This window comes from Microbacterium sp. CH-015 (genome assembly GCF_049707015.1).
In the GTDB taxonomy this organism is placed as follows: Bacteria; Actinomycetota; Actinomycetes; order Actinomycetales; family Microbacteriaceae; genus Microbacterium; species Microbacterium aurum.
In genome coordinates, this window is the sequence record NZ_JBNAFJ010000004.1 from 37,849 (window position 1) to 60,083 (window position 22,235).

23 protein-coding genes and 1 tRNA gene are annotated in these 22,235 nt (G+C 71.0%); 9 read left to right on the forward strand and 15 right to left on the reverse strand.

Going from position 1 to position 22,235, the window contains the following annotated elements; translation table 11 throughout:
• Window positions 1-88 precede the first annotated feature (88 nt).
• From ACPYN4_RS08005 to ACPYN4_RS08020, 4 genes are all read left to right on the forward strand, one after another.
• Window positions 89-1,816: an MDR family MFS transporter gene (locus ACPYN4_RS08005; RefSeq protein ID WP_424446074.1), complete on the forward strand. Its 1,728-nt coding sequence runs from the start codon at window positions 89-91 to the stop codon at window positions 1,814-1,816.
• A gap of 10 nt (window positions 1,817-1,826) precedes the next feature.
• Window positions 1,827-2,285 carry a MarR family winged helix-turn-helix transcriptional regulator gene (locus tag ACPYN4_RS08010; RefSeq protein WP_076692090.1) on the forward strand — a complete coding sequence of 153 codons (459 nt, stop codon included), beginning with the start codon at window positions 1,827-1,829 and terminating at the stop codon, window positions 2,283-2,285.
• Between the two features lie 140 nt (window positions 2,286-2,425).
• Window positions 2,426-2,626 (forward strand): hypothetical protein, encoded by a 201-nt coding sequence (locus ACPYN4_RS08015; protein ID WP_424446075.1) that lies wholly within the window; start codon window positions 2,426-2,428, stop codon window positions 2,624-2,626.
• 82 nt (window positions 2,627-2,708) lie between these two features.
• A complete protein-coding gene (locus tag ACPYN4_RS08020; protein WP_076689713.1) occupies window positions 2,709-3,758 on the forward strand; it encodes an NADP-dependent oxidoreductase in 1,050 nt (349 codons plus the stop codon).
• A gap of 36 nt (window positions 3,759-3,794) precedes the next feature.
• Here the strand turns inward: ACPYN4_RS08020 and ACPYN4_RS08025 are convergent, their stop codons facing one another.
• The gene (locus tag ACPYN4_RS08025) at window positions 3,795-4,697 is read right to left on the reverse strand and encodes a LysR family transcriptional regulator ArgP (RefSeq protein ID WP_287271129.1); all 903 of its coding nucleotides are present in this window, start codon (window positions 4,695-4,697) and stop codon (window positions 3,795-3,797) included.
• Between the two features lie 69 nt (window positions 4,698-4,766).
• Here ACPYN4_RS08025 and ACPYN4_RS08030 point away from each other — a divergent pair, with 69 nt between their 5' ends.
• Window positions 4,767-5,519 (forward strand): LysE/ArgO family amino acid transporter, encoded by a 753-nt coding sequence (locus ACPYN4_RS08030; RefSeq protein ID WP_424446076.1) that lies wholly within the window; start codon window positions 4,767-4,769, stop codon window positions 5,517-5,519.
• A 7-nt stretch (window positions 5,520-5,526) separates the two neighbouring features.
• Here the strand turns inward: ACPYN4_RS08030 and ACPYN4_RS08035 are convergent, their stop codons facing one another.
• On the reverse strand, window positions 5,527-5,865 hold the full coding sequence (locus ACPYN4_RS08035; RefSeq protein ID WP_424446077.1) for an iron chaperone: 339 nt from the start codon (window positions 5,863-5,865) through the stop codon (window positions 5,527-5,529).
• A gap of 45 nt (window positions 5,866-5,910) precedes the next feature.
• Between ACPYN4_RS08035 and ACPYN4_RS08040 the strand changes: the two genes are divergently transcribed.
• The gene (locus tag ACPYN4_RS08040; RefSeq protein WP_424446078.1) at window positions 5,911-6,186 is read left to right on the forward strand and encodes an acylphosphatase; all 276 of its coding nucleotides are present in this window, start codon (window positions 5,911-5,913) and stop codon (window positions 6,184-6,186) included.
• Window positions 6,187-6,251: 65 nt separating this feature from the next.
• On the opposite strand, the gene ACPYN4_RS08045 is transcribed toward ACPYN4_RS08040, so the two are convergent.
• From ACPYN4_RS08045 to gabT, 13 genes are all read right to left on the reverse strand, one after another.
• Window positions 6,252-7,298 (reverse strand): NAD(P)H-dependent flavin oxidoreductase, encoded by a 1,047-nt coding sequence (locus ACPYN4_RS08045; RefSeq protein ID WP_424446080.1) that lies wholly within the window; start codon window positions 7,296-7,298, stop codon window positions 6,252-6,254.
• A gap of 89 nt (window positions 7,299-7,387) precedes the next feature.
• Entirely contained in the window at window positions 7,388-8,077 is a 690-nt protein-coding gene (gene rplA / locus ACPYN4_RS08050) for a 50S ribosomal protein L1 (RefSeq protein WP_076689701.1), read from the reverse strand.
• Window positions 8,078-8,091: 14 nt separating this feature from the next.
• On the reverse strand, window positions 8,092-8,523 hold the full coding sequence (rplK, locus tag ACPYN4_RS08055) for a 50S ribosomal protein L11 (RefSeq protein ID WP_076679785.1): 432 nt from the start codon (window positions 8,521-8,523) through the stop codon (window positions 8,092-8,094).
• A gap of 142 nt (window positions 8,524-8,665) precedes the next feature.
• Entirely contained in the window at window positions 8,666-9,685 is a 1,020-nt protein-coding gene (nusG, locus tag ACPYN4_RS08060) for a transcription termination/antitermination protein NusG (protein WP_424446081.1), read from the reverse strand.
• A gap of 54 nt (window positions 9,686-9,739) precedes the next feature.
• A complete protein-coding gene (gene secE / locus ACPYN4_RS08065) occupies window positions 9,740-10,003 on the reverse strand; it encodes a preprotein translocase subunit SecE (protein WP_076689697.1) in 264 nt (87 codons plus the stop codon).
• 58 nt (window positions 10,004-10,061) lie between these two features.
• Window positions 10,062-10,134 (reverse strand) — tRNA-Trp (locus ACPYN4_RS08070).
• Between the two features lie 129 nt (window positions 10,135-10,263).
• A complete protein-coding gene (locus ACPYN4_RS08075; protein WP_239279998.1) occupies window positions 10,264-10,698 on the reverse strand; it encodes a pyridoxamine 5'-phosphate oxidase family protein in 435 nt (144 codons plus the stop codon).
• A gap of 84 nt (window positions 10,699-10,782) precedes the next feature.
• Complete coding sequence (locus ACPYN4_RS08080; protein ID WP_424446082.1) at window positions 10,783-12,147, reverse strand: NAD-dependent succinate-semialdehyde dehydrogenase; 1,365 nt, start codon at window positions 12,145-12,147, stop codon at window positions 10,783-10,785.
• A 42-nt stretch (window positions 12,148-12,189) separates the two neighbouring features.
• Window positions 12,190-13,644 (reverse strand): NAD-dependent succinate-semialdehyde dehydrogenase, encoded by a 1,455-nt coding sequence (locus ACPYN4_RS08085; RefSeq protein ID WP_424446184.1) that lies wholly within the window; start codon window positions 13,642-13,644, stop codon window positions 12,190-12,192.
• Window positions 13,644-15,224 carry an APC family permease gene (locus ACPYN4_RS08090; protein ID WP_424446083.1) on the reverse strand — a complete coding sequence of 527 codons (1,581 nt, stop codon included), beginning with the start codon at window positions 15,222-15,224 and terminating at the stop codon, window positions 13,644-13,646. Before ACPYN4_RS08090 ends, ACPYN4_RS08085 begins: the two co-directional genes overlap by 1 nt.
• A complete protein-coding gene (locus ACPYN4_RS08095; protein ID WP_424446084.1) occupies window positions 15,221-16,117 on the reverse strand; it encodes a universal stress protein in 897 nt (298 codons plus the stop codon). The genes ACPYN4_RS08090 and ACPYN4_RS08095 overlap by 4 nt, the downstream gene beginning before the upstream one ends.
• On the reverse strand, window positions 16,114-17,472 hold the full coding sequence (locus ACPYN4_RS08100) for a flavin monoamine oxidase family protein (RefSeq protein ID WP_281652288.1): 1,359 nt from the start codon (window positions 17,470-17,472) through the stop codon (window positions 16,114-16,116). The genes ACPYN4_RS08095 and ACPYN4_RS08100 overlap by 4 nt, the downstream gene beginning before the upstream one ends.
• 31 nt (window positions 17,473-17,503) lie before the next feature.
• On the reverse strand, window positions 17,504-18,853 hold the full coding sequence (gene gabT, locus ACPYN4_RS08105; protein WP_287271112.1) for a 4-aminobutyrate--2-oxoglutarate transaminase: 1,350 nt from the start codon (window positions 18,851-18,853) through the stop codon (window positions 17,504-17,506).
• 100 nt (window positions 18,854-18,953) lie between these two features.
• On the opposite strand from gabT, the gene ACPYN4_RS08110 reads away from it, so the two are divergent.
• From ACPYN4_RS08110 to ACPYN4_RS08120, 3 genes are all read left to right on the forward strand, one after another.
• On the forward strand, window positions 18,954-20,495 hold the full coding sequence (locus ACPYN4_RS08110; protein WP_287271111.1) for a helix-turn-helix domain-containing protein: 1,542 nt from the start codon (window positions 18,954-18,956) through the stop codon (window positions 20,493-20,495).
• Between the two features lie 91 nt (window positions 20,496-20,586).
• Window positions 20,587-21,264 carry a response regulator transcription factor gene (locus ACPYN4_RS08115; protein ID WP_076689677.1) on the forward strand — a complete coding sequence of 226 codons (678 nt, stop codon included), beginning with the start codon at window positions 20,587-20,589 and terminating at the stop codon, window positions 21,262-21,264.
• The gene (locus ACPYN4_RS08120) at window positions 21,261-22,226 is read left to right on the forward strand and encodes a sensor histidine kinase (protein WP_287271109.1); all 966 of its coding nucleotides are present in this window, start codon (window positions 21,261-21,263) and stop codon (window positions 22,224-22,226) included. The genes ACPYN4_RS08115 and ACPYN4_RS08120 overlap by 4 nt, the downstream gene beginning before the upstream one ends.
• Window positions 22,227-22,235: the final 9 nt, after the last annotated feature.

Sequence of the window (22,235 nt, forward strand, 5' to 3'; positions counted from 1 at the left end):
CTATAGTTGACCGGTCTCAACGGTTGATGTGTGTCAACCTTTTCGCCGTTCGGCACCGCAGCCCGCACTAACCCCTTTAGGAACCTCTATGTCTGACTCCCTCGCCGGGCCCTCCAAGCCCCGCATGACCCATCGACAGGTGCTCGAAGCGCTGTCGGGTCTGCTCCTCGGCATGTTCGTGTCGATGCTCGCCTCGACCGTCGTCTCCACGTCGCTCCCGGTCATCATCCACGACCTCGACGGCAACCAGGCCGCCTTCACCTGGGTCGTCACCGCGACGCTGCTGACGACCGCGATCTCCACACCCATCTGGGGAAAGCTCGCCGACCTCACCAACCGCAAGGTGCTCTACCAGCTCGCGATCGTGATCTTCGTGCTCGCGACCGCGGCGGCGGGCTTCTCGACGAACCCCGAGATGCTCATCGCGTTCCGCGCGGTGCAGGGCATCGGCGCGGGTGGCCTCGCAGCCCTCAGCCAGGTGCTCATGGCCGACATCATCAGCCCGCGCGAGCGGGGCCGCTACATGGGCCTGTTCGGCGCCATCATGGCCGTCGCGACGATCGGCGGTCCGCTGCTGGGCGGTGTCATCACCGACGCGTGGGGCTGGCGCTGGAACTTCTTCGTCGCCCTCCCCGTCGCGATCGTGGCGCTCATCCTCGTGCAGGCGACCCTGCACGTGCCCGCACGGCCGAAGAAGAAGACGAGCATCGACTACGTCGGCATCGTGCTGCTGTCGGCCGCCGTCTCGCTGCTGCTCATCTGGGTCACGAACGCCGGCACGGCGACGACGGGCGACTGGTCCGACCTCGCCAACAACGACTGGTGGAGCCTGACCACCGTCCTCATGGTCGGCGGCGCGCTCATTGCCGCGATTCTGTTCGTCATCGTCGAGCTGCGCTCCAAGGAGCCGCTCATCCCGCTGACGCTCTTCCGCAACAGCACGTTCACGCTGTCGGTCATCGCCTCGATCGCGACCGGGATCGCGATGTTCGGCGCGTCGGTCTTCCTCAGCCAGTACATGCAGCTCGCGCGCGGCGCGACCCCCACCGAGGCCGGCCTCATGACCATCCCGATGATCGGCGGTCTGCTGCTGAGCTCGATCGGCGTCGGCGCGCTCGTGACGAAATACGGCAAATGGAAGCCGTACCTCATCGTGGGTTCGATCCTGCTCGTCGCGGGCTCGTACCTGCTGTCGACGATCCACTACGACACCGACTTCTTCCTCGTGTCGGTCTACATGTTCCTGCTCGGCGCCGGCGTCGGCATGACGATGCAGAACCTCGTGCTGGTCGTGCAGAACACGACCCGCCCGGAGGAGATCGGCGTCGCGAGCTCGGGCGTCACGTTCTTCCGCAGCCTCGGCGGCACCATCGGCGTCTCCGTCATGGGCGCCGCCCTCTCGGCGAAGGTGATCGACCTCGTCGCCGAACGGAAGGACGACATCACCGCGGCCCTCATGAGCCTCGGCGACAAGGCCCAGTACTGGGGCGAGCAGCTGCAGTCCGGGTCGCTGCCCAAGGTGTCCGCGATGCCCGAGGCGCTGCGCGTCGTGTTCGAGGACATCTACGGCAGCGGCATCTCGCACTCGTTCCTCATCGCCGTGCCGTTCGCGGTGATCTCGCTCATCGCGATCGTGTTCCTGCCGAACAAGTCGCTGACGACGATGACCACGACCGAGCGGATGCAGGCGAGCGAAGCCGATCTCGCGACGGTCTCGGTCCCCGAGGCCATGGGAACCTTGACGGCGACCGGCTCGGTGCGCACGATGAGCGGGGCGGATGCCGGTGCGCGCGCCGACGACGCCGACGCCCGCTGAGGCCGGGACGATGACCGAGGACACTCGAGAGGCGCGCACCCAGGCGGTGCGCGCCCTCGAGGGCGAGTTCAGTGCGCTGATCAGTCAGATGCGGCGCATCCTCTCGGAGAACGCCGAGCGCGTGAGCCCTGGGATGATGCCCGGCGCCTACAAGGTGTTCACGACGATCGTGCGCCGCGAGCGCATCTCGCAGTCCGCGCTGGCCGACGCGCTCGTCGTGGACAAGGGCCAGCTGAGTCGCACCGTGCGCGAGCTCGAGCAGCTCGGTCTCATCCGTCGCGAGCCCGACCCCTCCGACGGCCGCGCGAGCATCCTCTTCCCCACCGCGCACGGTATCGAGCGCCTCGCCGCGGCGCGTGCGCCGCAGGAGCGCACCCTCGTCGATGCGCTCGAGGACTGGCCGGTCGAGGAGATCCACAGCCTCACCCGGCTGCTCCACGCCCTGACCTCGGGCGTCGTCCCGGACTGACCGCCGCGCAGTCCGCGCCGCGGCATCCGCTCCGCCCTCACGACTCCTGGTGGCTGAACGCGGCGTCGAAGGACGCCTGCGGCGCCGGCCACAGCAGCGAGCGCACGAACCGCTGTGCCGGTGAGCACCTGCTGGCGGGGGTGCGCGAGATCGTCTATCGCCGCTCCATCCCGCTGGCGACCCAGCATCTTGCAATCGTGCAGTCCCGGGCGGGTGCCACGGCCAGCGTCCTGGGCGCGGCGATCATGGTGACGCAGCAGATCCTCGCGCCGGCCGCCGTCGACGCGCGCGCCGGACGGGGCGCCGCCCGCGGGGTTTCCGACTCAGTGACCGCGTCGTAACACGACCGAGACATTCCCGCGGTTGACTGGTGGCACAGCGATCACCGCTGCCGACGCCGACAGCCACGCGGAAGGGGCGACCATGGCCGCTCATCGATTCCCCCGATTCGGGGCGCTGCACGCCAGCACCCGCGAGGATGCCGCGCGACGCGCCGTCGCCGCACCGCCCGCCGAGATGCGCGCCGTCGTGTTCGACGACGCCGGCGCCCCCGACGTGCTGCGCGAGGCGACGGTTCCGGTCCCCGCGCCCGTGCTCAGCGAGTTGCTCGTGCGCGTCGTGGCGGCAGGCATCAACCCCATCGATGCGAAGACGCGCGGCGGGCGCGGCGTCTCGAGTGCGATCGACCGCTTCCCCAGCACTCTCGGGTTCGATTTCAGCGGCGTCGTCGTGACGGCTCCCTATGAGTCGCACCCGCTGGCGCCGGGCACAGAGGTCTTCGGCATGGTGCCCTTCCCGCGCTCCGGCGGGACGTACGCGGAGTATGCCGTCGTCCCGAGCCTGTCGGTGGCGCGCAAACCGGCATCGCTGTCGCACGTCGAAGCCGCCGGGGTGCCGCTCGCGGCGCTCACGGCGTGGGGCCTCGTCGTCGAGACCGCGCACGCGCACGAAGGACAGCGGATGCTGATCCACGCCGGGTCCGGCGGCGTCGGCCACTTCGCCGTGCAGCTGGCCGCCTACTTCGGCGCGCACGTGACGGCGACGGGGTCCGCGGGCAACCTGCCGTGGCTGCGCGAGCTCGGCGCCTCCGTCGTCATCGACTACGCCACGACCCGGTTCGAAGATGTCGTGGGCGAGGTCGACGTCGTGATCGACCTCGTCGGCAACGTGCACGACGACACCGGGACGCGCTCCCTCGAGGTCCTCCGCCCCGGCGGTCTCTACATCCTCGTGCCGACGGGCGGCTGGCCGGACTACGCCGAGGAGGCGGCCGCCGCCGGTGTGCGGGCGACCTCGTACAAGGTCGTGCCCGACGGCAGCGTGCTCGCCACCCTCGCGCGACTTCTCGACTCCGGCGCCATCCGGGTGTTCGTCGACCGGGTCTTCGATCTCAGCGAAGCCGCCGCCGCGCACCGCGAACTGGAGAAGGGCCACACCCGCGGCAAGATCGTGCTCGCGGTCGGCGAGAGCTGACCGACCGCGCGTCTCGCCAGCCGACGCGGGCCGCGATCAGTGCTCCAGCACCCGACGCCCCTCGGCGACGATCTCGTCGGCGACGGCGTCGAGCAGGTCGGATCTGAGCTTCCACTGCTGCCAGTACAGCGGCACCGCCACCGGCGGTCCGCCGAGCCGGATGAGCTCCCCCGCCTCGAGGGCCGCCTGCGACTGCAGCCGCGGCAGCAGCGCCCAGCCGAGTCCGTGCCGGGTGGCCTCGGCGAAATCGTGGGATGCCGGGACGCGATGTCGCGGCGGCGCCTCGGGCTGAACGCCCCGGGCGATGAGCCAGCGCGACTGCAGGTCGTCGCGCCGGTCGAAGTCGATGAGGGGCGCGGCGGCGAGGGCCGCGGCATCCGGCTCCACGAGGGCGGTCCGCACTGCGCCGAACCACGCGGCGGCGAACGCCGGGGTGGCGACGGCCTCGTAGACGAGCGTCCCGAGCGCGTTGACGCTGCACCCGGCGACGGGCTGCGCGCGCGACGTGACCGCGCCCATCACGGTGCCCGACTCGAGCAGCCCCGCGGTGAAGTCCTGGTCATCGCGGTGCAGATCGAACACGACCGGATGCCGCGTCGCGAGCCGCGCGAGCGGTGCGAGGAACCAGGTGGCGAGCGAGTCGGCGTTGACGGCCAACGGCATGCTCACCCGTTCCCGCTCGATCCCCAGCGCCGCCGTCGCATCGTGTTCCAGCAGGGCCACCTCGCGGGCGAACCGGATGACGGGATGCGCGGCCTCGGTCGGACGCACCGGCTTCGAGCGGATCAGCAGCACGCGGCCGAGCTGCTCCTCCAGCGCACGGATCCGCTGGCTGACCGCGGAGGGCGTGATGTGCAGCCGTGCGGCGGCGGCATCCAATGTTCCCTCGTCGACGACGGCGGCCAGGGTGAGGGCGAGTTCGGGAGCGATCCGCGTCATAAGCCGAGCTTAATCGCGTGAAGAATCCTGAACTGGACTGTCGGTCAGGTGCGCCCGTAGCGTCGCAGGATGACCTCCGCCCTCCTCGCCGGCTTCGGCCTCGGTCTGTCGCTCATCGTCGCGATCGGAGCGCAGAATCTGTTCGTCCTACGCCAGGGCATCCGCCGCGAGCACGCTCTCGCGGTCGCCGCGGTCTGCGCCGTCTCCGACGCGGCGCTGATCGCACTCGGGGTCTCGGGCCTCGGGTTCGTGCTGCACAGCGCCCCCTGGCTCGTGACGGCGGTGCGGTGGGCAGGTTTCGCGTTCCTCCTCTGCTACGGCGTGCTCGCCGCGCGTCGCGCGCTGCGCCGGTCGGGCGAGGCGCTTGTCGTCGACGGCGCCGACGCCCCGGCGGCGCCCGCCCGCGAGACGGCACATCCGCGACGAGACGGACAGCGTGACGCGCCGTCTCGTCACGGATGTCCCGTCTCGCCGGATGCCGGGGGTTCGGTCGCGCCGGATGCCGGGGCCGCCGTCGCCGTCGCGGCGCCCGCCCGGCTGCTGCCGGTGCTCGCGACGTGCCTCGCCCTGACGTGGCTGAACCCGCACGTCTACCTCGACACGGTGTTCCTGCTGGGTTCGGTCGCGAGCACGCACGGCGCCGACCGGTGGTGGTTCGCGGCCGGGGCCGCCACGGCATCCGTCGTCTGGTTCTTCGCCCTCGCGCTCGGCGCACGCTACCTCGGGCGCTGGCTGGCGACGCCGCGGGCGTGGCGGATCCTCGACGGCGTCATCGCCGTCGTCATGATCGCCATCGCGGTGAGCCTCGTCTGGCCGGCATGACCACCCCTCACGCGTCGATCTGCGCCTTGCGGGCGGCGACCAGCGCGCGCACGGTGTCGTCGGGCAGCGGCTCGTTGAAGCGGATCGTGCCCTTCGCGTGGTCGACGTCCTCGAGGAGCTCTCGGATGTCGTTGATCGCGGCGGGACTGAACGGATACACGCCGAAGTGCTTCTTCGCGCGCATCACCGACAGCAGGGACTTGCCGCGGTAGACGAGAGCGGGCATGCCATAGCCGAGACCCTGCTCTGCATCGGGCACGACCTCACGGGCGATGTCGTACGTGTGGGCGATGATCGCCGCGTCGGCCGGGTCGAGGCCCGCGAGGTAGTCGTCGATCGTGCCCATGACGGCATCCTGTCATCTTCGGCGCGACAGCGACAGGATGGAGGGATGAAGCGTGTGCACCTCGCAGTCACGGGAGAGGTGCAGGGCGTCGGCTTCCGCTACGCCATGCAGGCGATCGCGCAGCGCGCGGGCGCCTCCGGGTGGGTCCGCAACCGCCCCGACGGCAGCGTCGAAGCGGAAGTGGAGGGGACGGATGCCGCCGTGCAGGCGGTCGTGGACTGGGCCGGGCGCGGCCCGCGCGGCGGCTGGGTCCAGACGTGCCGGGTGACTGAGATCGCCCCCACCGGCTCGACGGCCTTCGAAATCCGCCGCGACGGCTGACGCCGCGCCGCGCCGCCCGAGACGCCGCGCCGCGTGATGACGGCGCGCTACCTGACGATTTACGCTCAGCGCGGCAGACCCGCCGCCAGCTCCGCGAACACGTCGGCAGCGTCGTCGTGACGCGCCAGCGCCGCGGCCTGCCCGGCCCACTGGCTGACGAGATCGCTGCGCCCCTGGGCGGCCGCCGGAGTCCGGAACCGACCGGTCAGCCAGTTCTGCGCCGGAAACGGCAGGATGGGCGCAGCCTCCAGCAGGTCCATCGCCCGGTTCGGGATGCCGCGGGCCAGCCGTCCGCTCATCGCCCGCGTCAGCACCGTCGTGTCGTCCGCCGCGGCGGCGATCGCGGACCGGTGACCGGCGGTGGCCGCCGACTGACGGGTCCGCAGGAACGCCGTCCCGACCTGGACTCCCGCCGCGCCGAGCGCGAACGCGGCGGCGACGCCCCGGCGGTCGGCGATGCCGCCCGCCGCGATCACCGGCACGTCGACGGCGTCGACGACCTGGGGCACGAGGGCGAAGGTGCCGACGAGCGACCGCTCGGCCGGCTGGAGGAAACTGACGCGGTGCCCCGCCGCCTCCGCACCCGTGGCGACGACGGCGTCCACGCCGGCATCCGCCAGCGCACGCGCTTCCGCGACGGTCGTGGCCGTGCCGATGACGGCGATCCCCCGCCGTCGTGCCGCATCGACGAGGTCCGGCGAGGGCACCCCGTAGACGAGACTGAGCGCGGCGGGCCGCCCGTCCAGTACGGCGTCCAGCTGCTCGGCGATCTCGGGGAGGAAACGCTCCGGGGGCTCGGGCACCTCGGCGCCGAGCTCGGCGAACACCGGCGCGAGGGCCGCACGCGCCGGCCGCAGATCCACCGCGTCGGGGGTGACCTCGTCTCCCGTCGGCAGCCACAGGTTGACGGCGAAGGGGCGGTTGGTCGCCGCGCGCAGGCTCGCGATCGTCTCGCGGATGCGGGCGCCGTCGTAGCCGTACAGCCCGTACGAGCCGAGTCCGCCGGCGCTGCTGACGGCGGCGGTCAACGCCACCGAGGACAGGCCGCCGAACGGGCCGAGCACGATCGGCCGGTCGATGCCGAGGAGGTCGGTGAGCGCGCGAGTCGTCATGCTTCGACGCTAGCGCCGCACCACCCGGCCGCGCCCGGTATGACGACGGGGCCCCACCCGAAGGTGGAGCCCCGTCGTTGTCGCCGTGATCAGGCGATGGAGTTGACGTCCAGCGGGATGCCGGGGCCGAACGTGGTCGACACGGCACCCTTCTGGATGTAGCGACCCTTCGAGCTCGACGGCTTCAGGCGCACGATCTCCTCGAGCGCGGCCTTGAAGTTCTCGTCCAGCTGCTCGGCCGTGAACGAGGCCTTGCCGACGACGAAGTGCACGTTGGCGTGCTTGTCGACGCGGAACTCGATCTTGCCGCCCTTGATCTCCTCGACGGCCTTGGCCGGGTTGGGGGTCACGGTGCCGGTCTTGGGGTTGGGCATGAGGCCGCGGGGACCGAGCACCTTACCCAGACGACCGACCTGGCCCATGAGCTCGGGCGTGGAGACGGCCGCGTCGAACGCGGTCCAGCCGCCGGCGACCTTCTCGATGAGCTCGGCGCCGCCGACCTCGTCCGCACCGGCCGCGATGGCGGCTTCGGCGGCGGGACCGGTCGCGAACACGATGACGCGGGCGGTCTTTCCGGTGCCGTGCGGCAGGATGACCGTGCCGCGGACCATCTGGTCCGCCTTGCGCGGGTCGACCGCGAGCTTGAGGGCGACCTCGACGGTGGAGTCGAACTTCTTCGAGCCGGTCTCCTTCGCGAGGTTCACCGCCTCGGTGGACGTGTAGAACTTGTCGCGGTCGATCTTCGCCGCGGCTGCTTCGTAAACCTTGGACTTAGCCATTGTGCGTTCCCCCCTCAGTCCTCAACCGTGATGCCCATGGAGCGGGCGGTGCCGGCGATGATCTTCGAGGCAGCCTCGAGGTCGTTCGCGTTGAGGTCGGGCTGCTTGGTCTCGGCGATCTGGCGCACCTGCTCCTTGGTGAGCTTGGCGACCTTCACCGTGTGCGGGGTCTTGGACCCCTTCTGCACTCCGGCGGCCTTCTTGATGAGCTCCGCCGCGGGCGGGGTCTTCAGGATGAACGTGAAGCTGCGGTCTTCGTAGACCGTGATCTCCACAGGGATGACGTTGCCGCGCTGCGACTCGGTCGCGGCGTTGTACGCCTTGCAGAACTCCATGATGTTGACGCCGTGCTGACCGAGCGCGGGGCCGATGGGCGGCGCAGGGTTGGCGGCACCGGCGTTGATCTGGAGCTTGATCAGGCCGGTCACCTTCTTCTTGGGTGCCATTGCTTTTCCTTTCCTCGAGTGGATGCCGTGCCCGTCGACAGGCTCAGGGTCCGGCTCCCTCTCCCGCAGATCCGGCGTTTCCGGACAGCGGTACGTCCGCGCGAGCGCGGACAACCTCTCGATCTTAGCCGAGAGAAGCTGATTACTGCTTGGTGACCTGGTCGAACGACAGCTCGACGGGGGTCTCGCGCTCGAAGAGTGAGACGAGGACCGTGAGCTTGCCGCTCTCGGGCTTGATCTCGCTGATCGAGCCGGGCAGGCCCGCGAACGAGCCTTCCTTGATCGTGATGGTCTCGCCGACCTCGAAGTCCACCTCGGTGATGACCGAGCGCGCCTGCGTGGCCGATCCCTTCGCCGCGCCGCCCTTGACCGGGGCGGTCTCGGTGATCTGCACGAGGGACTTCAGCATGTTGAAGGCCTCTTCGAACCGCAGCGGCGTGGGGTTGTGGGCGTTGCCGACGAAGCCGGTCACGCCGGGCGTGTGACGCACGACCGACCAGGTGTCCTCGTTCAGCTCCATGCGCACGAGCACGTAACCGGGGATCCGGACGCGCGTGACCATCTTGCGCTGACCGTTCTTGATCTCGACGACGTCCTCCATGGGGACCTCGACCTGGTAGATGTCCTCTTCGACCTCGAGCGTGGACTTGCGCTGCTCGATGTTGGCCTTCACCTTGCGCTCGAAGCCGGCGTAGGAGTGGATGACGTACCACTTGCCGGGAAGCTCGCGCAGCTCGGTGCGGAACGCCTCGTAGGGGTCCTCAGGCGTCTCGTCGTCCTCGGGCGTCTCGTCGGGCTCGCCGTTGACGTCCGGGCCGTCGTAGGGAGTGACCTCGTCGGCGGCGTCGGCGGCGCGCTCGGCCTCCTCCTCGGCGAGCGAGTCGGTCAGCACCTCCGCGGCGGCCTCGGCCTCGGCGGCCTCGTCGATCTCCAGTGCGTCGTTCACGATGGCGTCTGCCTCCGGGTCCTCGATCTCGATGTCGTCCAGGTCCGCGTCATCGGCATCCGCCTCGTCATCGACGACGTGGATGGCCAGGTGCTCGGCGGGAGCCGAGGAGCGCTCCTCCTCGGCGAGGATGTTGCCCTCCTGGGCCTCGTCGTCCTCGCTGGACTGCTCTGCGGCGGTCGCCCAATCGGCGTCGTCGGCATACTTCTCAGACACGTGCGTTCTCTTCCATCGGGGGTCGTGCGGTCACAGCGGCGCGCGTGCGGCCGCTCAGCTCGGAACGCCGAAGACGACCTGCACCACCCAGGTGAAGAGCAGGTCCAGGCCGTACACGATCGCCATCATCACGACGACGAAGCCCAGCACGACCGCCGTGAACTTCACGAGCTCCTGGCGCGTCGGCGTGACGACCTTGCGGAGCTCGGCGAAGACCTGACGGATGAAGAGGGCGATCCGCTGGAAGAAGTTCAGCTTCTTCTCACGGGGCGCGCCGCCTGCTGCGACGACCTCGCCGTGCGCCTCTTCCTGAACCATGTACCCACCAATGTGAACTGCTCGGACTTACTTCCGCGCCAGCGTGTGCTGGTGCGCGCAGGGCGGACAGGAATCGAACCTGCAACCTGCGGTTTTGGAGACCGCTGCTCTGCCAATTGAGCTACCGCCCTAGAGATCCGGGGATCTCGCGGGTCTGAAGTCCCATTCCCGTGCACCGCGGCCACGCGGGCACGGCAAAAGAATGCAGACTTCAACTGCACCATCCAGTGTACGTCATGGCCTCAGGCCACGCGAACCGGTCAGTACTCCTGCACGCCGTACCGGTCGGGTTCCTCGCCCCGGCGGATGTCGCGACCCGACACGGATGCCGCGATGATCCGCACGTAGTTGTACTTCAGCGTCGGCGTCCACGGCCGCAGCGGCAGCCGGTCGGCGGCGCGCACCTCTTCGGCGCTGTCGAGCCGGTGCGCGGTGCCCCGGACGATGACGCTCCACGCGTCGGTGTCGGTGTACTCGTCGACTTCGAACAGCACCTGGTCGTTGATCGTCAGCTCAGTGAGCTTGCTGCCCTCGGCGGTGCGGAAGACGATGCTGTCGCGGTCGACGGTGTAGTTGACCGGGAAGACGTCGAGCACGTCCCCGACATGGGTCACGAGCCTCCCGAGCTGCTGTTCGGCCAGCCGGTCCCAGCACTGCCGGTCGGTGAGCACGGTGACCGCATCCGAGTTCTCCATGCCTTCATCCTCCCGCGGGAGGCGACGATGCGCCAGATGCGGATGCCGGGACAATCCCCGACGGCACTCCACCCCCGCGCGGGCTCAGGGCGCGATGCGGACGAGCTTCTTGTTGACGAACTCGTCGGCGGCGAGCAGCCCCATCTCGCGCCCCGTGCCGCTGCGCTTGATGCCGCCGAAGGGCAGCTCGGGCGAGTCGGCCAGCACGATGTTGACGTAGACCATGCCGGCGTCGATGCGATCGGCGACGCGCTGCGCCTGCTCGGGATCGGTTGTGAACACGTAGGAGCCGAGGCCGAACTCGGTGCCGTTGGCGATCTCGATCGCCTCGTCCTCGTCCGCCACCCGGTAGACGACACCCACCGGGCCGAAGAACTCCTCCCGGTAGGCGTCCATCTCCGGCGTCACGCCGGTGAGCACGGTGCCGGGGAAGAACGCGCCGTCGCGCGTGCCGCCGGTGACGAGGGTGGCACCCTGCTGGACGGCGCGGTCGACCTGCTCCTGCAGCCGCTCCGCGGCGGCGAGCGAGGACAGCGGACCGAGCACGGTGTCCTCCGCGAACGGGTCGCCGACCTTCGCCTCGGCCAGGGCTGCGGCGAAGGCCGCCACGAAGGCGTCGTACAGCTCGTCGACGACGATGAAGCGCTTCGCGCCGTTGCACGACTGCCCGTTGTTGTCCAGGCGCGCGTCGACGGCCATCTGCACGGTGGCGTCCAGGTCGGCGGTCGAGAGCACGATGAACGGGTCCGACCCGCCGAGCTCGAGGACGACCTTCTTGAGGTTCCGGCCCGCGACTTCCGCGACGGCGGATCCGGCGCGCTCCGACCCGGTGACCGAGACGCCGTGCACACGGCGGTCGGCGATGACGGCCGCGGCCTGATCGTTGGTCAGACGCACGTCGGCGTAGGCGCCCGCGGGGAACCCGGCGTCGGCGTACATCTGCGCGATCGCGGCGGCGGACTGCGGGCACTGCGGCGCGTGCTTGAGGAGGATCGTGTTGCCGAGCGCCAGGTTGGGGGCGGCGAAACGCGCCACCTGGTAGTAGGGGAAGTTCCACGGCATGATGCCCAGGAGGGCACCGAGCGGCGCGCGGCGGATCACGGCGCTCCCCTCGCCGAGGATCTCCAGGGGCGTGTCGCCGGTGACCTTGTCGATGTTGTCGGCGTAGTACTCCGTGATGTCCGCCGCGAAGTCGACTTCGCCCTCGGCAGCGGCGAGCGGTTTGCCCATCTCCCGCACGATGATCGCCGCGAGCTCGTCGCGGCGCTCCCGGTGCAGCTCGGCGACCCGCCGCAGCAGGTCGGCGCGCTCGGCGGGGGTGGAGGTGCGCCCCCAGCTGCGGGCCGCGGAGTCGGCGGCCGCGACAGCCGCCTCGACCTCGGCATCCGTCGCCGTCGGGTAGGTGGCCAGGGTCTCGCCGGTGGCGGGGTTCACAACCGCGTAGGTCATCGTTCTGCTCCCGTTCTCTCGCATCGATGGTCGCTGCCCGCGTCAGCCCGCGGGGATCAGCGTGTACTTCGTCGACAGGTACTCGTGGATGCCCTCGAGCCCGCCCTCGCGGCCCATGCCGGACTGCTTGACGCCGCCGAACGGCGCCGCCGCGTTGGACACGACACCGGCGTTCAGCCCCATCATGCCCGTCTCCAGCCGGTCGATCATCCGGTGCCCACGCGCGAGGTCGCGGGTGAAGACGTACGAGACGAGCCCGTAGTCGGTGTCGTTGGCGAGGCGCACCGCCTCGTCCTCGTCGGCGAAGGTCGCGATCGCCAGCACCGGGCCGAAGATCTCCTCGCGGAGGATGTCGCTGCCGGCCGCGACGTCGGTGATGACGGTCGGCTCGAAGAAGGTGCCCGGCCCGTCGATCGCCGAGCCGCCGGCCAGCAGGCGGGCGCCTTTGCCGAGGGCGTCCTGGACGAGCGCGCCGGTGCCCTCGACGGCCGTGCGGTCGATGAGGGGGCCGATCTGGACGCCCTCCTCGGTGCCGCGGCCGATCTTCATGGCCGTCACGCGCGCGCTCACCCGGTCAGCGAACTCCTCCGCCACCGACTCGTGCACGATGAACCGGTTGGCCGCCGTGCACGCCTGGCCGATGTTGCGGAACTTCGCGAGCATCGCGCCGTCGACGGCCTTGTCGAGGTCGGCGTCGTCGAACACGACGAACGGCGCGTTGCCGCCGAGTTCCATCGACACCCGCAGCACGCCCTCGGCGGCCTGGGCGATGAGCTTCTTGCCGACCGGAGTCGACCCGGTGAACGAGAGCTTCCGCAGCCGAGGGTCGGCGATGATCGGCGCCGACACCGCGCCGGAGCGGGTGGTCGTCACGACGTTCACCACCCCGGCGGGCAGCCCCGCCTCCTGGAGCAGCTGGGCGAAGGCGAGCGTCGTCAGCGGCGTCAGCTCGGCGGGCTTGACGACGACGGTGCAGCCGGCGGCGAGCGCCGGCGCGATCTTGCGGGTCGCCATCGCGAGCGGGAAGTTCCACGGCGTGATGAAGAAGCACGGACCCACCGGACGCTGGCTGACGATCATCCGCCCGGTCCCCTCGGGGTTCGTCCCGTAGCGGCCGGCGATGCGCACCGCCTCCTCGCTGAACCACCGGAGGAACTCGCCGCCGTACGTCACCTCGCCGCGCGCCTCCGCGAGGGGCTTGCCCATCTCGAGGGTCATGAGCAGCGCGAACTCATCGGCCCGCTCGGTGAGCAGGTCGAACGCGCGGCGCAGGATGTCGCTGCGGGTGCGCGGCGGCGTGGCCGCCCACGCGTCCTGGGCCGCGACCGCGGCATCCAGCGCCCGGATGCCGTCCTCGGGCGTCGCGTCGGCGATCTCCACGAGGGTGTTCCCGGTGGCGGGGTCGATGACGGGGAACGTGCCGGCGCCACCGTCCTGCCACACGCCGCCGATGTACAGTCCTCGCGGCACCGTCGCCAGCAGCTCTGCCTCGCCGATCACCGGCCGGCCTCCGTCCGCGCCGCCTGACGCCGGCGCCGGGCGCTCGGCGGGGCGTCGACCGACAGCGTCTCGCCGCGGAAGAACGCCGGGCGCTTGATCGACTGCCAGATCATGATCACCACGCCGACGACGATGATGAGCATGCCCAGGATGAACACGATGCCGATGCCGCCGATCTGCGAGCCCGAGCCGTATGCCGGGTCCATCGAATCGATGAGGGTCGTCACGAACAGCACCGCGAGGATCACGCCGCCCATGAGCGGGAACAGGAACGTGAAGAAGACGTTCCGCACCGAGTCGAACCACTGCTTGCGGAAGTACCAGACGCATGCGAACGCGGTCAGCCCGTAGTAGAAGCAGATCATCATGCCGAGGGTGAGGATCGTGTCCCACAGGGTGTCCTCGCTGACGACGCGCATGACGGCGTAGAACGCGCTCGCCACGACGGCCGAGACGATGGTCGCGTAGCCGGGCGTGAAGAAGCGCGGGCTGACCTTCGCGAAGGCGGGCGGCAGCGCGCCGTAGTGGCCCATCGACAGCAGGGTGCGGGCGGGTCCGACGAACGTGGACTGCAGCGAGGAGGCCGAGGAGGTCAGCACCGCCAGCGACACCAGGAAGGCCAGCGGCCCCAGCACCGGGTCGGAGAGGAAGAAGAAGACGTTGGCCTGGATGTCCTCGTTGCCGAGGCCCAGCTCCCCGGTTCCGACGCCGGCGTACATGATCATCGCGACCGCCAGCAGCAGGTAGAGCGAGACGATCGTGATGACGGTGACGGTCGCCGCGCGGCCCGGCGTGCGCTCGGGGTCCTTCGTCTCCTCGTTCATGGTGAGGGTGACGTCCCACCCCCAGAAGATGAAGATCGACAGCGACAGGCCCGCCGCGAACGCGCTGAACGATCCGACGGCGAACGGGTTGAACCATTCGAGCGAGAACGGCGTGTAGTCGAACCCGCCACCGCCGACCGCCTGCGAGATCGCGATGACGGCGAACAGCACGAGCACGGCGACCTGGAAGGTGACGAGGACGTACTGCAGCTTCTGCGTCGTCTGCATGTCGCGGTAGGAGATGTATGTCGCTCCCAGCATGAACAGCAGGCACACGCCGATGTTGATCCACAGCTCGAACGCCAGATTCGCGATGTCGGGGTTCCCGGTGATCTGCGAGATCAGCAGGAAGAGGAACTCCACGGCCACGCCGGCGAGGTTGGACAGCACAAGGATCGTGGCGACGACGAGCCCCCAGCCCGCCATCCACCCGATCCACGGCCCGAACGCGCGCGCCGCCCACGTGAAGGAGGTCCCGGCATCCGGCATGCGGTTGTTGAGCTCGCGGTAGCCGAAGGCGACGAGCAGCATCGGGATGAATCCGACGAGGATGATCGCCGGGATCTGCGCGCCGACGACGGATGCCGTGGGTCCCACGGCGGCCGTGAACGTGTAGGCCGGGGCGATGCAGGAGATGCCGATGACGACGGCGCCGATGAGGCCCACCGTCCCGGCGCTCAGGCCCTTGCTGGACAGGCCGCCGGCTTCGCTGCCGGTGGCGGGTGCCAGCGGAGTGGCTTCGGGTGCACTCATCGCTGCTCCTTCGCAGAGGTGTCGGTGGTACGGGTGCGGGGGACGACGATCACCGGGACGGTGATCTCGTGGAGCATCTTCGCGGCGGTGGAGCCGAGGAACAGCCGTCGCGGCTGGGCGAGCCGGCTGGAGCCGACCAGCACCACCTCGCCGGGCAGCCAATCGAGGTACGAGACGGCCTCCTCGATGCTGTCGCCGACAGCGACGACGACGTCGGTGACAAGACCCGGGGGCAGCTCCGCCCGCGCCGCGGCGAGCACGTCGTCGGCGCGGGTGGTGTTCGCAGTGCGGATGGCACCGGTGTCCGCCGTCGGCGGCAGATCCACCGGCAGCAGCGACAGCAGCCGCACCCCGACGCCGGCCGCCTGCGCGAGCTCGGCGGTCTCGGCGATGAGCGCGTCGGCGCCGGGACGGGTGCCGACCGCCACCGTGAGGCGCGTGATCCCGGTCTCCGGCGCGATCTTGCGCGCGCCGCGCGGCACGAGGACGACGGGCACGTCGGAGGAGTGCAGCAGCTCCGTCGTCGTCGATCCGAGACGGTGCCGGCCGCGGGAGGCGCCGTCGGCGGCACCCACGACGATGTACGACGCGGCCAGCTCGTCGGCGACGGTGACCAGCCCCTCGGCGAACGACTCCGCGGCGCGCACGTGCGCGTGGGCGACGACCTCGGCGGGGATGCGGTCGATCGCCTGGGCGATCCACTGCTGCGCCTGCGCGTGCAGGTACCGGTCGTACGAGGCGTCGGGCGGCGTGATGACGCTGCGCTCGGAGTTCGGCAGGATGATCGCGATGTCAAGCACGGCGCCCGTCGCCGCGGCCAGCCGGGACGCGAACGCCACGGCATCCCTGCCCTGCTTGGTCGCCGTGTAGCCGACGACGATGTGACCCGTCATGCGTGGATCTCCTCGATGATCTGCTCCGCCACGAGGCGCCCCATGCGGATGGCGCCGTCCACGTGCTGGTAGCCGGCACCGGCGAGGTCGCTGCAGGCGAAGAAGATGGGGCCGACGGGCGTGCGCAGGTCGGCGCCGTAGCGGTGCAGTCCGCCGAGGTCGAAGGATGCCGCGTACGCGCCGCGCGTCCACTCCTCGCTCCCCCAGTCGCTCTCGTAGTACACGACCGGGTTCATCGCCTCGGGGCCGTAGTAGTGGCTGAGCGACGTGAGGATCCGCTCCTTGCGCTCGGCGGCGCTCACACGGAACAGGTCGTCGGCGAGCCGGTCGGAGACGAACCCGACGAGCGTGCCGCGCTCGTCGCCGTGGTTGGTGTTGTCATACGCCTCGTGCGAGATCTCGTACGGGCTGAACGCCGTGCCCGACAGGCCCTGCTCGCGCCAGAACGGCGTCTCGTAGACGGCGTGGACCTTGATGACGAAGCCCATCGAGAGGTGCTGGTGCATCTGGTGCTGCAGACGCGGCATCGGCGGCACGAACGAGATGCGGTGGTACAGCACGGGCGCGAGCGCGAGGACGGCGCGGCGGGCGCGGACCGTCATGCGGTCGGCGATCGCCGTGACCCCGGCATCCGTGTACTCGAGGGTGCGCACCGCCTGCCCGAGGTACACGTCGTCGCCGAGGCGCTCGGCGAGGAGGATCGGCACCTGCTGCAGACCGCCCACGACGCGCTTGTCGAGGATGAAGTCCGCGTCGACGAGGTTCGAATAGCTGCCGGCGGATGCCGCCATCAGCAGCGACTGCAGCAGCGAGAACGCATGGGTGGGCTTGGTGAGCATGGCCGACCCGGTCGGGAACGCCAGGTTTCGGATCGCCTCGTCGTCGTCGGTCTGCTGGTGCAGCCACGCGTCCCACGAGATCGTGTCCCACTCCGCGGCGCGAGGGTGGGCCCAGGGGCGGTCGGGGTCGATCTCGGCGACCATCGCGTCGAGCCGCTCGGTGACCTCGGCGATGATGCGCTCGGTGTCGGGGCTCACCGGGAACATCTCGCCGGTGAAACGGTGCGCGACCCCGTCGGGTCCGACGTACACGCTGTCGCCGTCGCGGTAGCGGTCGAAGGTCTCGAGTCCGAGCTCGGCGATCGTCTCCTTCAGCGCGTCCTGGTCGGGCGAGACCCACTGCCCGCCGATCTCGAGCATCGCCCCCTCGATCGTGTCGGTCCACAGCCGGCCGCCGACGCGATCGCGCGCCTCGAGCACGGCCACCGACAGGCCGGCCTTCTTGAGCTGGTTCGCCGCGGTGAGGCCGGCGGCTCCCGCCCCGACGATGACGACGTCTCTGGTGATCTCGGTCATGTCACTCCTTCGTGGTGCCGATGTCGGCGGGTCAGTGGGCGGCGAGGGCGGCGGCGACGACGTCGAGTCCCTCGTGCAGGAGCTCGGCGCCGATCGTCAGCGGCGGCAGGAAGCGGATGACGTTGCCGTACGTGCCGCAGGTCAGCACGATGACGCCGTCGGCGATCGCCGCCTTGGCGACGGCGGCCGTGAGGGCCGCGTCGGGGGCCTTCGTGGCGGGGTCGACGAACTCGACCGCGATCATCGCGCCGCGCCCCCGGACCTCGCCGATGCGGGGATCGGCGGCCTGCAGCGACTCGAGCCGGGCGCGGAGGATCCCCCCGATCTCCCGCGCCCGGTCGATGAGGCCGTCGTTCTCGAAGGCGTCGATCGCCGCGATCGCCGCCGCGCACGCCACGGGATTGCCCCCGTACGTGCCGCCGAGCCCGCCGCCGTGGGTCGCGTCCATGATCTCGGCGCGACCGGTGACCGCCGCCAAGGGCATCCCCCCCGCGATGCCCTTGGCGGTGGTGATCAGGTCCGGCACGATGCCGAACAGCTCGCTCGCGAACATCGCGCCGGTCCGGGCGAAACCGGTCTGCACCTCGTCGGCGATGAAGACGACGCCGTTCGCGCGGCACCAGTCGACGATCGCGGGGAGGAACCCGTCGGCGGGGACGATGAAGCCGCCCTCGCCCTGGATCGGCTCGATGATGACGGCGGCGAGATTGTCGGCCCCGATCTGCTTCTCGATGAGCGAGATCGCCTGAGCCGCGGCATCCGCCCCGCTCCGGCCGTCGCGGAACGGGTACGACGCCGGTGCGCGGTACACCTCGGAGGCGAAGGGGCCGAAGCCGCTCTTGTACGGCATCGACTTGGCCGTGAGGGCCATCGTGAGGTTCGTGCGGCCGTGGTAGGCGTGATCGAACGCGACGACGGCCTGACGCCCGGTGTACTTGCGCGCGATCTTGACGGCGTTCTCGACGGCCTCGGCTCCGGAGTTGAACAGCGCCGACTTCTTGGCGTGGTCGCCCGGCGTCAGGCGGTTGAGCCTCTCGGCGACGGCGACATATGACGCGTACGGCGAGATCATGAAACAGGTGTGGGTCATCTGCGCGACGGCCGCCTGCACGGCCGCGACGACGGCCGGGTGGGCGTTGCCGACGCTCGTGACGGCGATGCCGCTGCCGAGGTCGATGAGGGAGTTGCCGTCGGCATCCACGACGACGCCACCGCCAGCGGCCACGGCCTCGATCGGCACGGTGTGCGCGACGCCCGACGCCACGGCGGCCGACTTGCGGTCGAGCAGTTCCTGCGAGCGCGGGCCCGGGATGGTCGTGACGATGCGGCGCTCCTGCACCAGGGTCGGGCCGCCCAGAACGGTGCTGTCAGTCATGCTCATGGCGCGAGCGTATGTCGGCGGATGCCGGGCGAGCACCCGCCGCGGTGTACATTCTCAGCACGGCGGCATACGCCGTGTACAGCCGGACCGAGAGGGTGCGATGACGGATCCCCAGCCCACGCTCCGCGCCCTGCTCGCGCGCCGCGACCTCGATCTGCGCCTGGCGTCCGACGAGGCGGCGCTGCCGGCCGACGCGCTCGACGAACCGCTGCGCTGGGTGCACTCCTCGGACCTCATCGATCCGACGCCGTTCCTCGCCGACGACCTGCTGCTCCTGACGACCGGCACGCAGTTCGCGTCGCTGAGCGGCATCGACGGCGATTCCGTGGAGTACAGCGCCTACGTCGCCCGGCTGCGTACCCGCGGCGTCCGCGGCCTGGGTTTCGGCACCGAGGTGGTGCGCGACGGCATCCCGCCCGCCCTCGCGGAGGCATGCCGCGACCAGGGGATGCCGTTGTTCGAGGTCCCGTACCGCACGCCGTTCATCGCCCTCGCCCGCGCGAACGCCGAGGCGATCGCCGCGCAGGCGTACGCGCGGCGGACGTGGGCGCTGTCGGCGCAGCGCGCGATCTCGCTCGCCGCGCTCCGCCCCGACGGGCTCGCCGCGACGGTCGCCGAGCTCGCCCGGCAGCTGGACGCCTGGGTGGGACTGTACGACGCGACCGGCCGCCCGACACACGCAGCGCCCGACCCCGCCCCCGACGGCGCCATCGCCGACGCCCTCGCGGCGGAGGCCGGCGCCGTGCTGCGCCGCGGCGCGCGGGCGGCGTCGACCCTGGAGATCGCTGGGCACCGGGTGACGCTGCAGACCCTCGGCCGCGGCGGCCACCTGCGGGGGCTCCTCGCGATCGTCGGCGCCGAACTCGACCTCGAGGGACGCAGCGTCGTCACCTCCGTCATCGCGATGGCGGGTCTCGCTCTGGAGCAGAACGTGGGACTCGGCCGCGCGCGCACGGCGCTGCGCGCCGGGCTGCTGCACGCCCTGCTGAGCGACGACCCGACTCTGGCGCGGCGCGTGTCACGCGAGCTGTGGGGACCGCTGCCGGCGGCGCCGGTGACCGTCGCGGTCGCGACGGTGCCGAGCACCCGGTCGGCGGCGGCGGTCGACTGGCTGGAGCTACGCGCCGGCGAGCGGCGCGGCGGGCTGTTCTTCGGCCGCGGCGGCGACGGCCTCGTCGTGGTGGTCCCCGCCTCCGACGCCGAGACGCTCCCGACGTTTGCGGACCTCTTCGACGCGACCGTCGGCGCCGCCGACCCGGCGGATTACGCCGTGTTCTCGCGCGCGCACGAGCAGGCGCTGACGGCGCTGCGGCGCGCGACGCCGGGCACCGTCGCGCGGTTCGCGGATGCCGCGGCGGGCGGCGTGCTCGCCGGCCTCGACTCCCCCACCGGGCGCGCCCTCGCCGACGCGCGCCTGCGGCCGCTGCGCGACCACGACGCCGCGCACGGCACGGCGCTCGTCGAGACCGTGCGGACGTGGTTGAGCCACGACGCCCGCATCGACGAGGCCGCGCAGGCCCTCGGCGTGCACCGCCACACCGTCCGCGCGCGGATCGCGCAGGCACAGCAGCTTCTGGCCGTCGACCTGACGTCGTTCCCGGCGCGAGCGGAGTTGTGGGCCGCACTCGTCGCGGCCGCGTGAGCGGCCCGGGTGAACTCTTGGCGCCGTCTTGGCGCGCGCATGGGTGGATAGTGGCTTGAGCGACGCGCACGCGTCGAGAAGAGGAGTGGATGTGGCTGTGCAGGCTCTGCCGCGGGCGCGGGTCCTCTACGTCGAGGACGACGCCGAGATCGCGGTGATGACCTCCGACGTCCTCGACGAGGTCTACGACGTCGTGCACGTCGTCGGCGGGCGCGATGCGCTCGCGCGTGCCCTGGCCGAGCGATTCGACGTGATGGTCATCGACCGTCGCCTGCCGGACTTGGACGGCATCGCGCTCGTCGAGGCCGTGCGCACCGCGCACATCACGACACCGATCCTGCTGCTCACGGCTCTCGGCGCCGTCGCGGACCGCGTCGAGGGTCTGGATGCCGGAGCGAACGACTACCTCGTCAAGCCGTTCGACTTCGACGAACTGCTCGCGCGGCTGCGCGCCCTTGTCCGGGGGCACCGTCTGGACGGGCGACGTCGCTCGCTCGGCGAGTGGGTCTTCCTGCCGGATGCCTCGGCTGCCTACGGCCCCGGGGGCGAGCGGGTCGCGCTGACGCCGACGGAGACGCGCCTGCTGGCGCTGCTGTCGGAGAGTCCCGACCACGTCTTCAGCCGCGAAGAGATCCTGCGTGCCGTGTTCGACTCGGACGACGCCCTCAGCTCCGTCGACACCTATGTCCATTACGTGCGACGCAAGACCTCGCCCGACACGATCGAGACCGTTCGCGGGGTCGGCTATCGTGCGGCGGCGGCCCGATGAGCACGGCGCCGGACGAGGCTCGGATCCGCACTGCGGCACGGCGAGTGGGCGTCTTCGTCGCCATCGGCGCCGCCGTCGTGATCACCGCAGGCGTCGGCATCCTCGTCGCGGTGCTGCTGCTCACGGCCCGCCCGGACGATCACCACGGCGGCACGAGGCATCCGGGCCTCGACGGCGACCGCATCGTTGTCGACCTCGACGGGATCCTGCCCTGGGTGATCGCCCTCGGCGCGATCGGGGTCGTGCTCCTGGCCGCCATCGCCTGGCTCGCCGCGCGTCGCTCCGTGCGCCCGCTGGCCGATGCGCTCGGCCTGCAGCGCGCGTTCGTCGCCGACGCGAGTCACGAGATGCGCACACCGCTGACGGCACTCTCGGCGCGGGTGCAGACGCTGCAGCGACGCTACGAGCGCGGCGATCCGGTCGAGCCCACGATCTCGGCGCTGCGCACCGACGTGGATGTCCTCGACGACGTCCTCACCGACATGCTCCTCGCCGCGGAAGGGGCAGCCAGGGGTGACGTGGGCGAGGTCGTCGCGGCGTTCGACGCCGCGGTGCGCACGGTGACGCCGCTCGCGGAGGCGGCCGACGTGCAGCTCGTGGTGGAGGCGGGCGGCACGATGGCGGTGCCGATGGCACCGACGACGCTCACGCGGGTCTGCGTCGCCCTCCTCGACAACGCCATCCAGCATGCGCCGGCTGGATCGACCGTGACCCTCGGTTCGGAGACCGACACGCGGGACGTGCTGATCCGGGTCTCCGACGCGGGCACCGGCGTGAGCGACGCCGACCGGGAGCGCATCTTCGACCGCTTCGCGAGGGGGCCCGAAGCGGGCCGCCGCCGCGGCTTCGGTCTGGGGCTTGCCCTGGTCCGGGAGGCCGCCGTCGCAGCCGGCGGGTCGGTCACCATCGAGCACTCCTCCCCCGCGGGGTCGACCTTCCTCCTGACGCTTCCGAGGGCGTGACGGCACTCG

Coding starts and splice junctions, on each gene's coding strand:
- ACPYN4_RS08005 (WP_424446074.1), top strand. CDS start 89: ATGTCTGACTCCCTCGCCGGGCCCTCCAAGCCCCGCATGACCCATCGA.
- ACPYN4_RS08010 (WP_076692090.1), top strand. CDS start 1,827: ATGACCGAGGACACTCGAGAGGCGCGCACCCAGGCGGTGCGCGCCCTC.
- ACPYN4_RS08020 (WP_076689713.1), top strand. CDS start 2,709: ATGGCCGCTCATCGATTCCCCCGATTCGGGGCGCTGCACGCCAGCACC.
- ACPYN4_RS08025 (WP_287271129.1), bottom strand. CDS start 4,697: ATGACGCGGATCGCTCCCGAACTCGCCCTCACCCTGGCCGCCGTCGTC.
- ACPYN4_RS08030 (WP_424446076.1), top strand. CDS start 4,767: ATGACCTCCGCCCTCCTCGCCGGCTTCGGCCTCGGTCTGTCGCTCATC.
- ACPYN4_RS08035 (WP_424446077.1), bottom strand. CDS start 5,865: ATGGGCACGATCGACGACTACCTCGCGGGCCTCGACCCGGCCGACGCG.
- ACPYN4_RS08040 (WP_424446078.1), top strand. CDS start 5,911: ATGAAGCGTGTGCACCTCGCAGTCACGGGAGAGGTGCAGGGCGTCGGC.
- ACPYN4_RS08045 (WP_424446080.1), bottom strand. CDS start 7,298: ATGACGACTCGCGCGCTCACCGACCTCCTCGGCATCGACCGGCCGATC.
- rplA (WP_076689701.1), bottom strand. CDS start 8,077: ATGGCTAAGTCCAAGGTTTACGAAGCAGCCGCGGCGAAGATCGACCGC.
- rplK (WP_076679785.1), bottom strand. CDS start 8,523: ATGGCACCCAAGAAGAAGGTGACCGGCCTGATCAAGCTCCAGATCAAC.
- secE (WP_076689697.1), bottom strand. CDS start 10,003: ATGGTTCAGGAAGAGGCGCACGGCGAGGTCGTCGCAGCAGGCGGCGCG.
- ACPYN4_RS08075 (WP_239279998.1), bottom strand. CDS start 10,698: ATGGAGAACTCGGATGCGGTCACCGTGCTCACCGACCGGCAGTGCTGG.
- ACPYN4_RS08080 (WP_424446082.1), bottom strand. CDS start 12,147: ATGACCTACGCGGTTGTGAACCCCGCCACCGGCGAGACCCTGGCCACC.
- ACPYN4_RS08090 (WP_424446083.1), bottom strand. CDS start 15,224: ATGAGTGCACCCGAAGCCACTCCGCTGGCACCCGCCACCGGCAGCGAA.
- ACPYN4_RS08095 (WP_424446084.1), bottom strand. CDS start 16,117: ATGACGGGTCACATCGTCGTCGGCTACACGGCGACCAAGCAGGGCAGG.
- ACPYN4_RS08100 (WP_281652288.1), bottom strand. CDS start 17,472: ATGACCGAGATCACCAGAGACGTCGTCATCGTCGGGGCGGGAGCCGCC.
- gabT (WP_287271112.1), bottom strand. CDS start 18,853: ATGAGCATGACTGACAGCACCGTTCTGGGCGGCCCGACCCTGGTGCAG.
- ACPYN4_RS08110 (WP_287271111.1), top strand. CDS start 18,954: ATGACGGATCCCCAGCCCACGCTCCGCGCCCTGCTCGCGCGCCGCGAC.
- ACPYN4_RS08120 (WP_287271109.1), top strand. CDS start 21,261: ATGAGCACGGCGCCGGACGAGGCTCGGATCCGCACTGCGGCACGGCGA.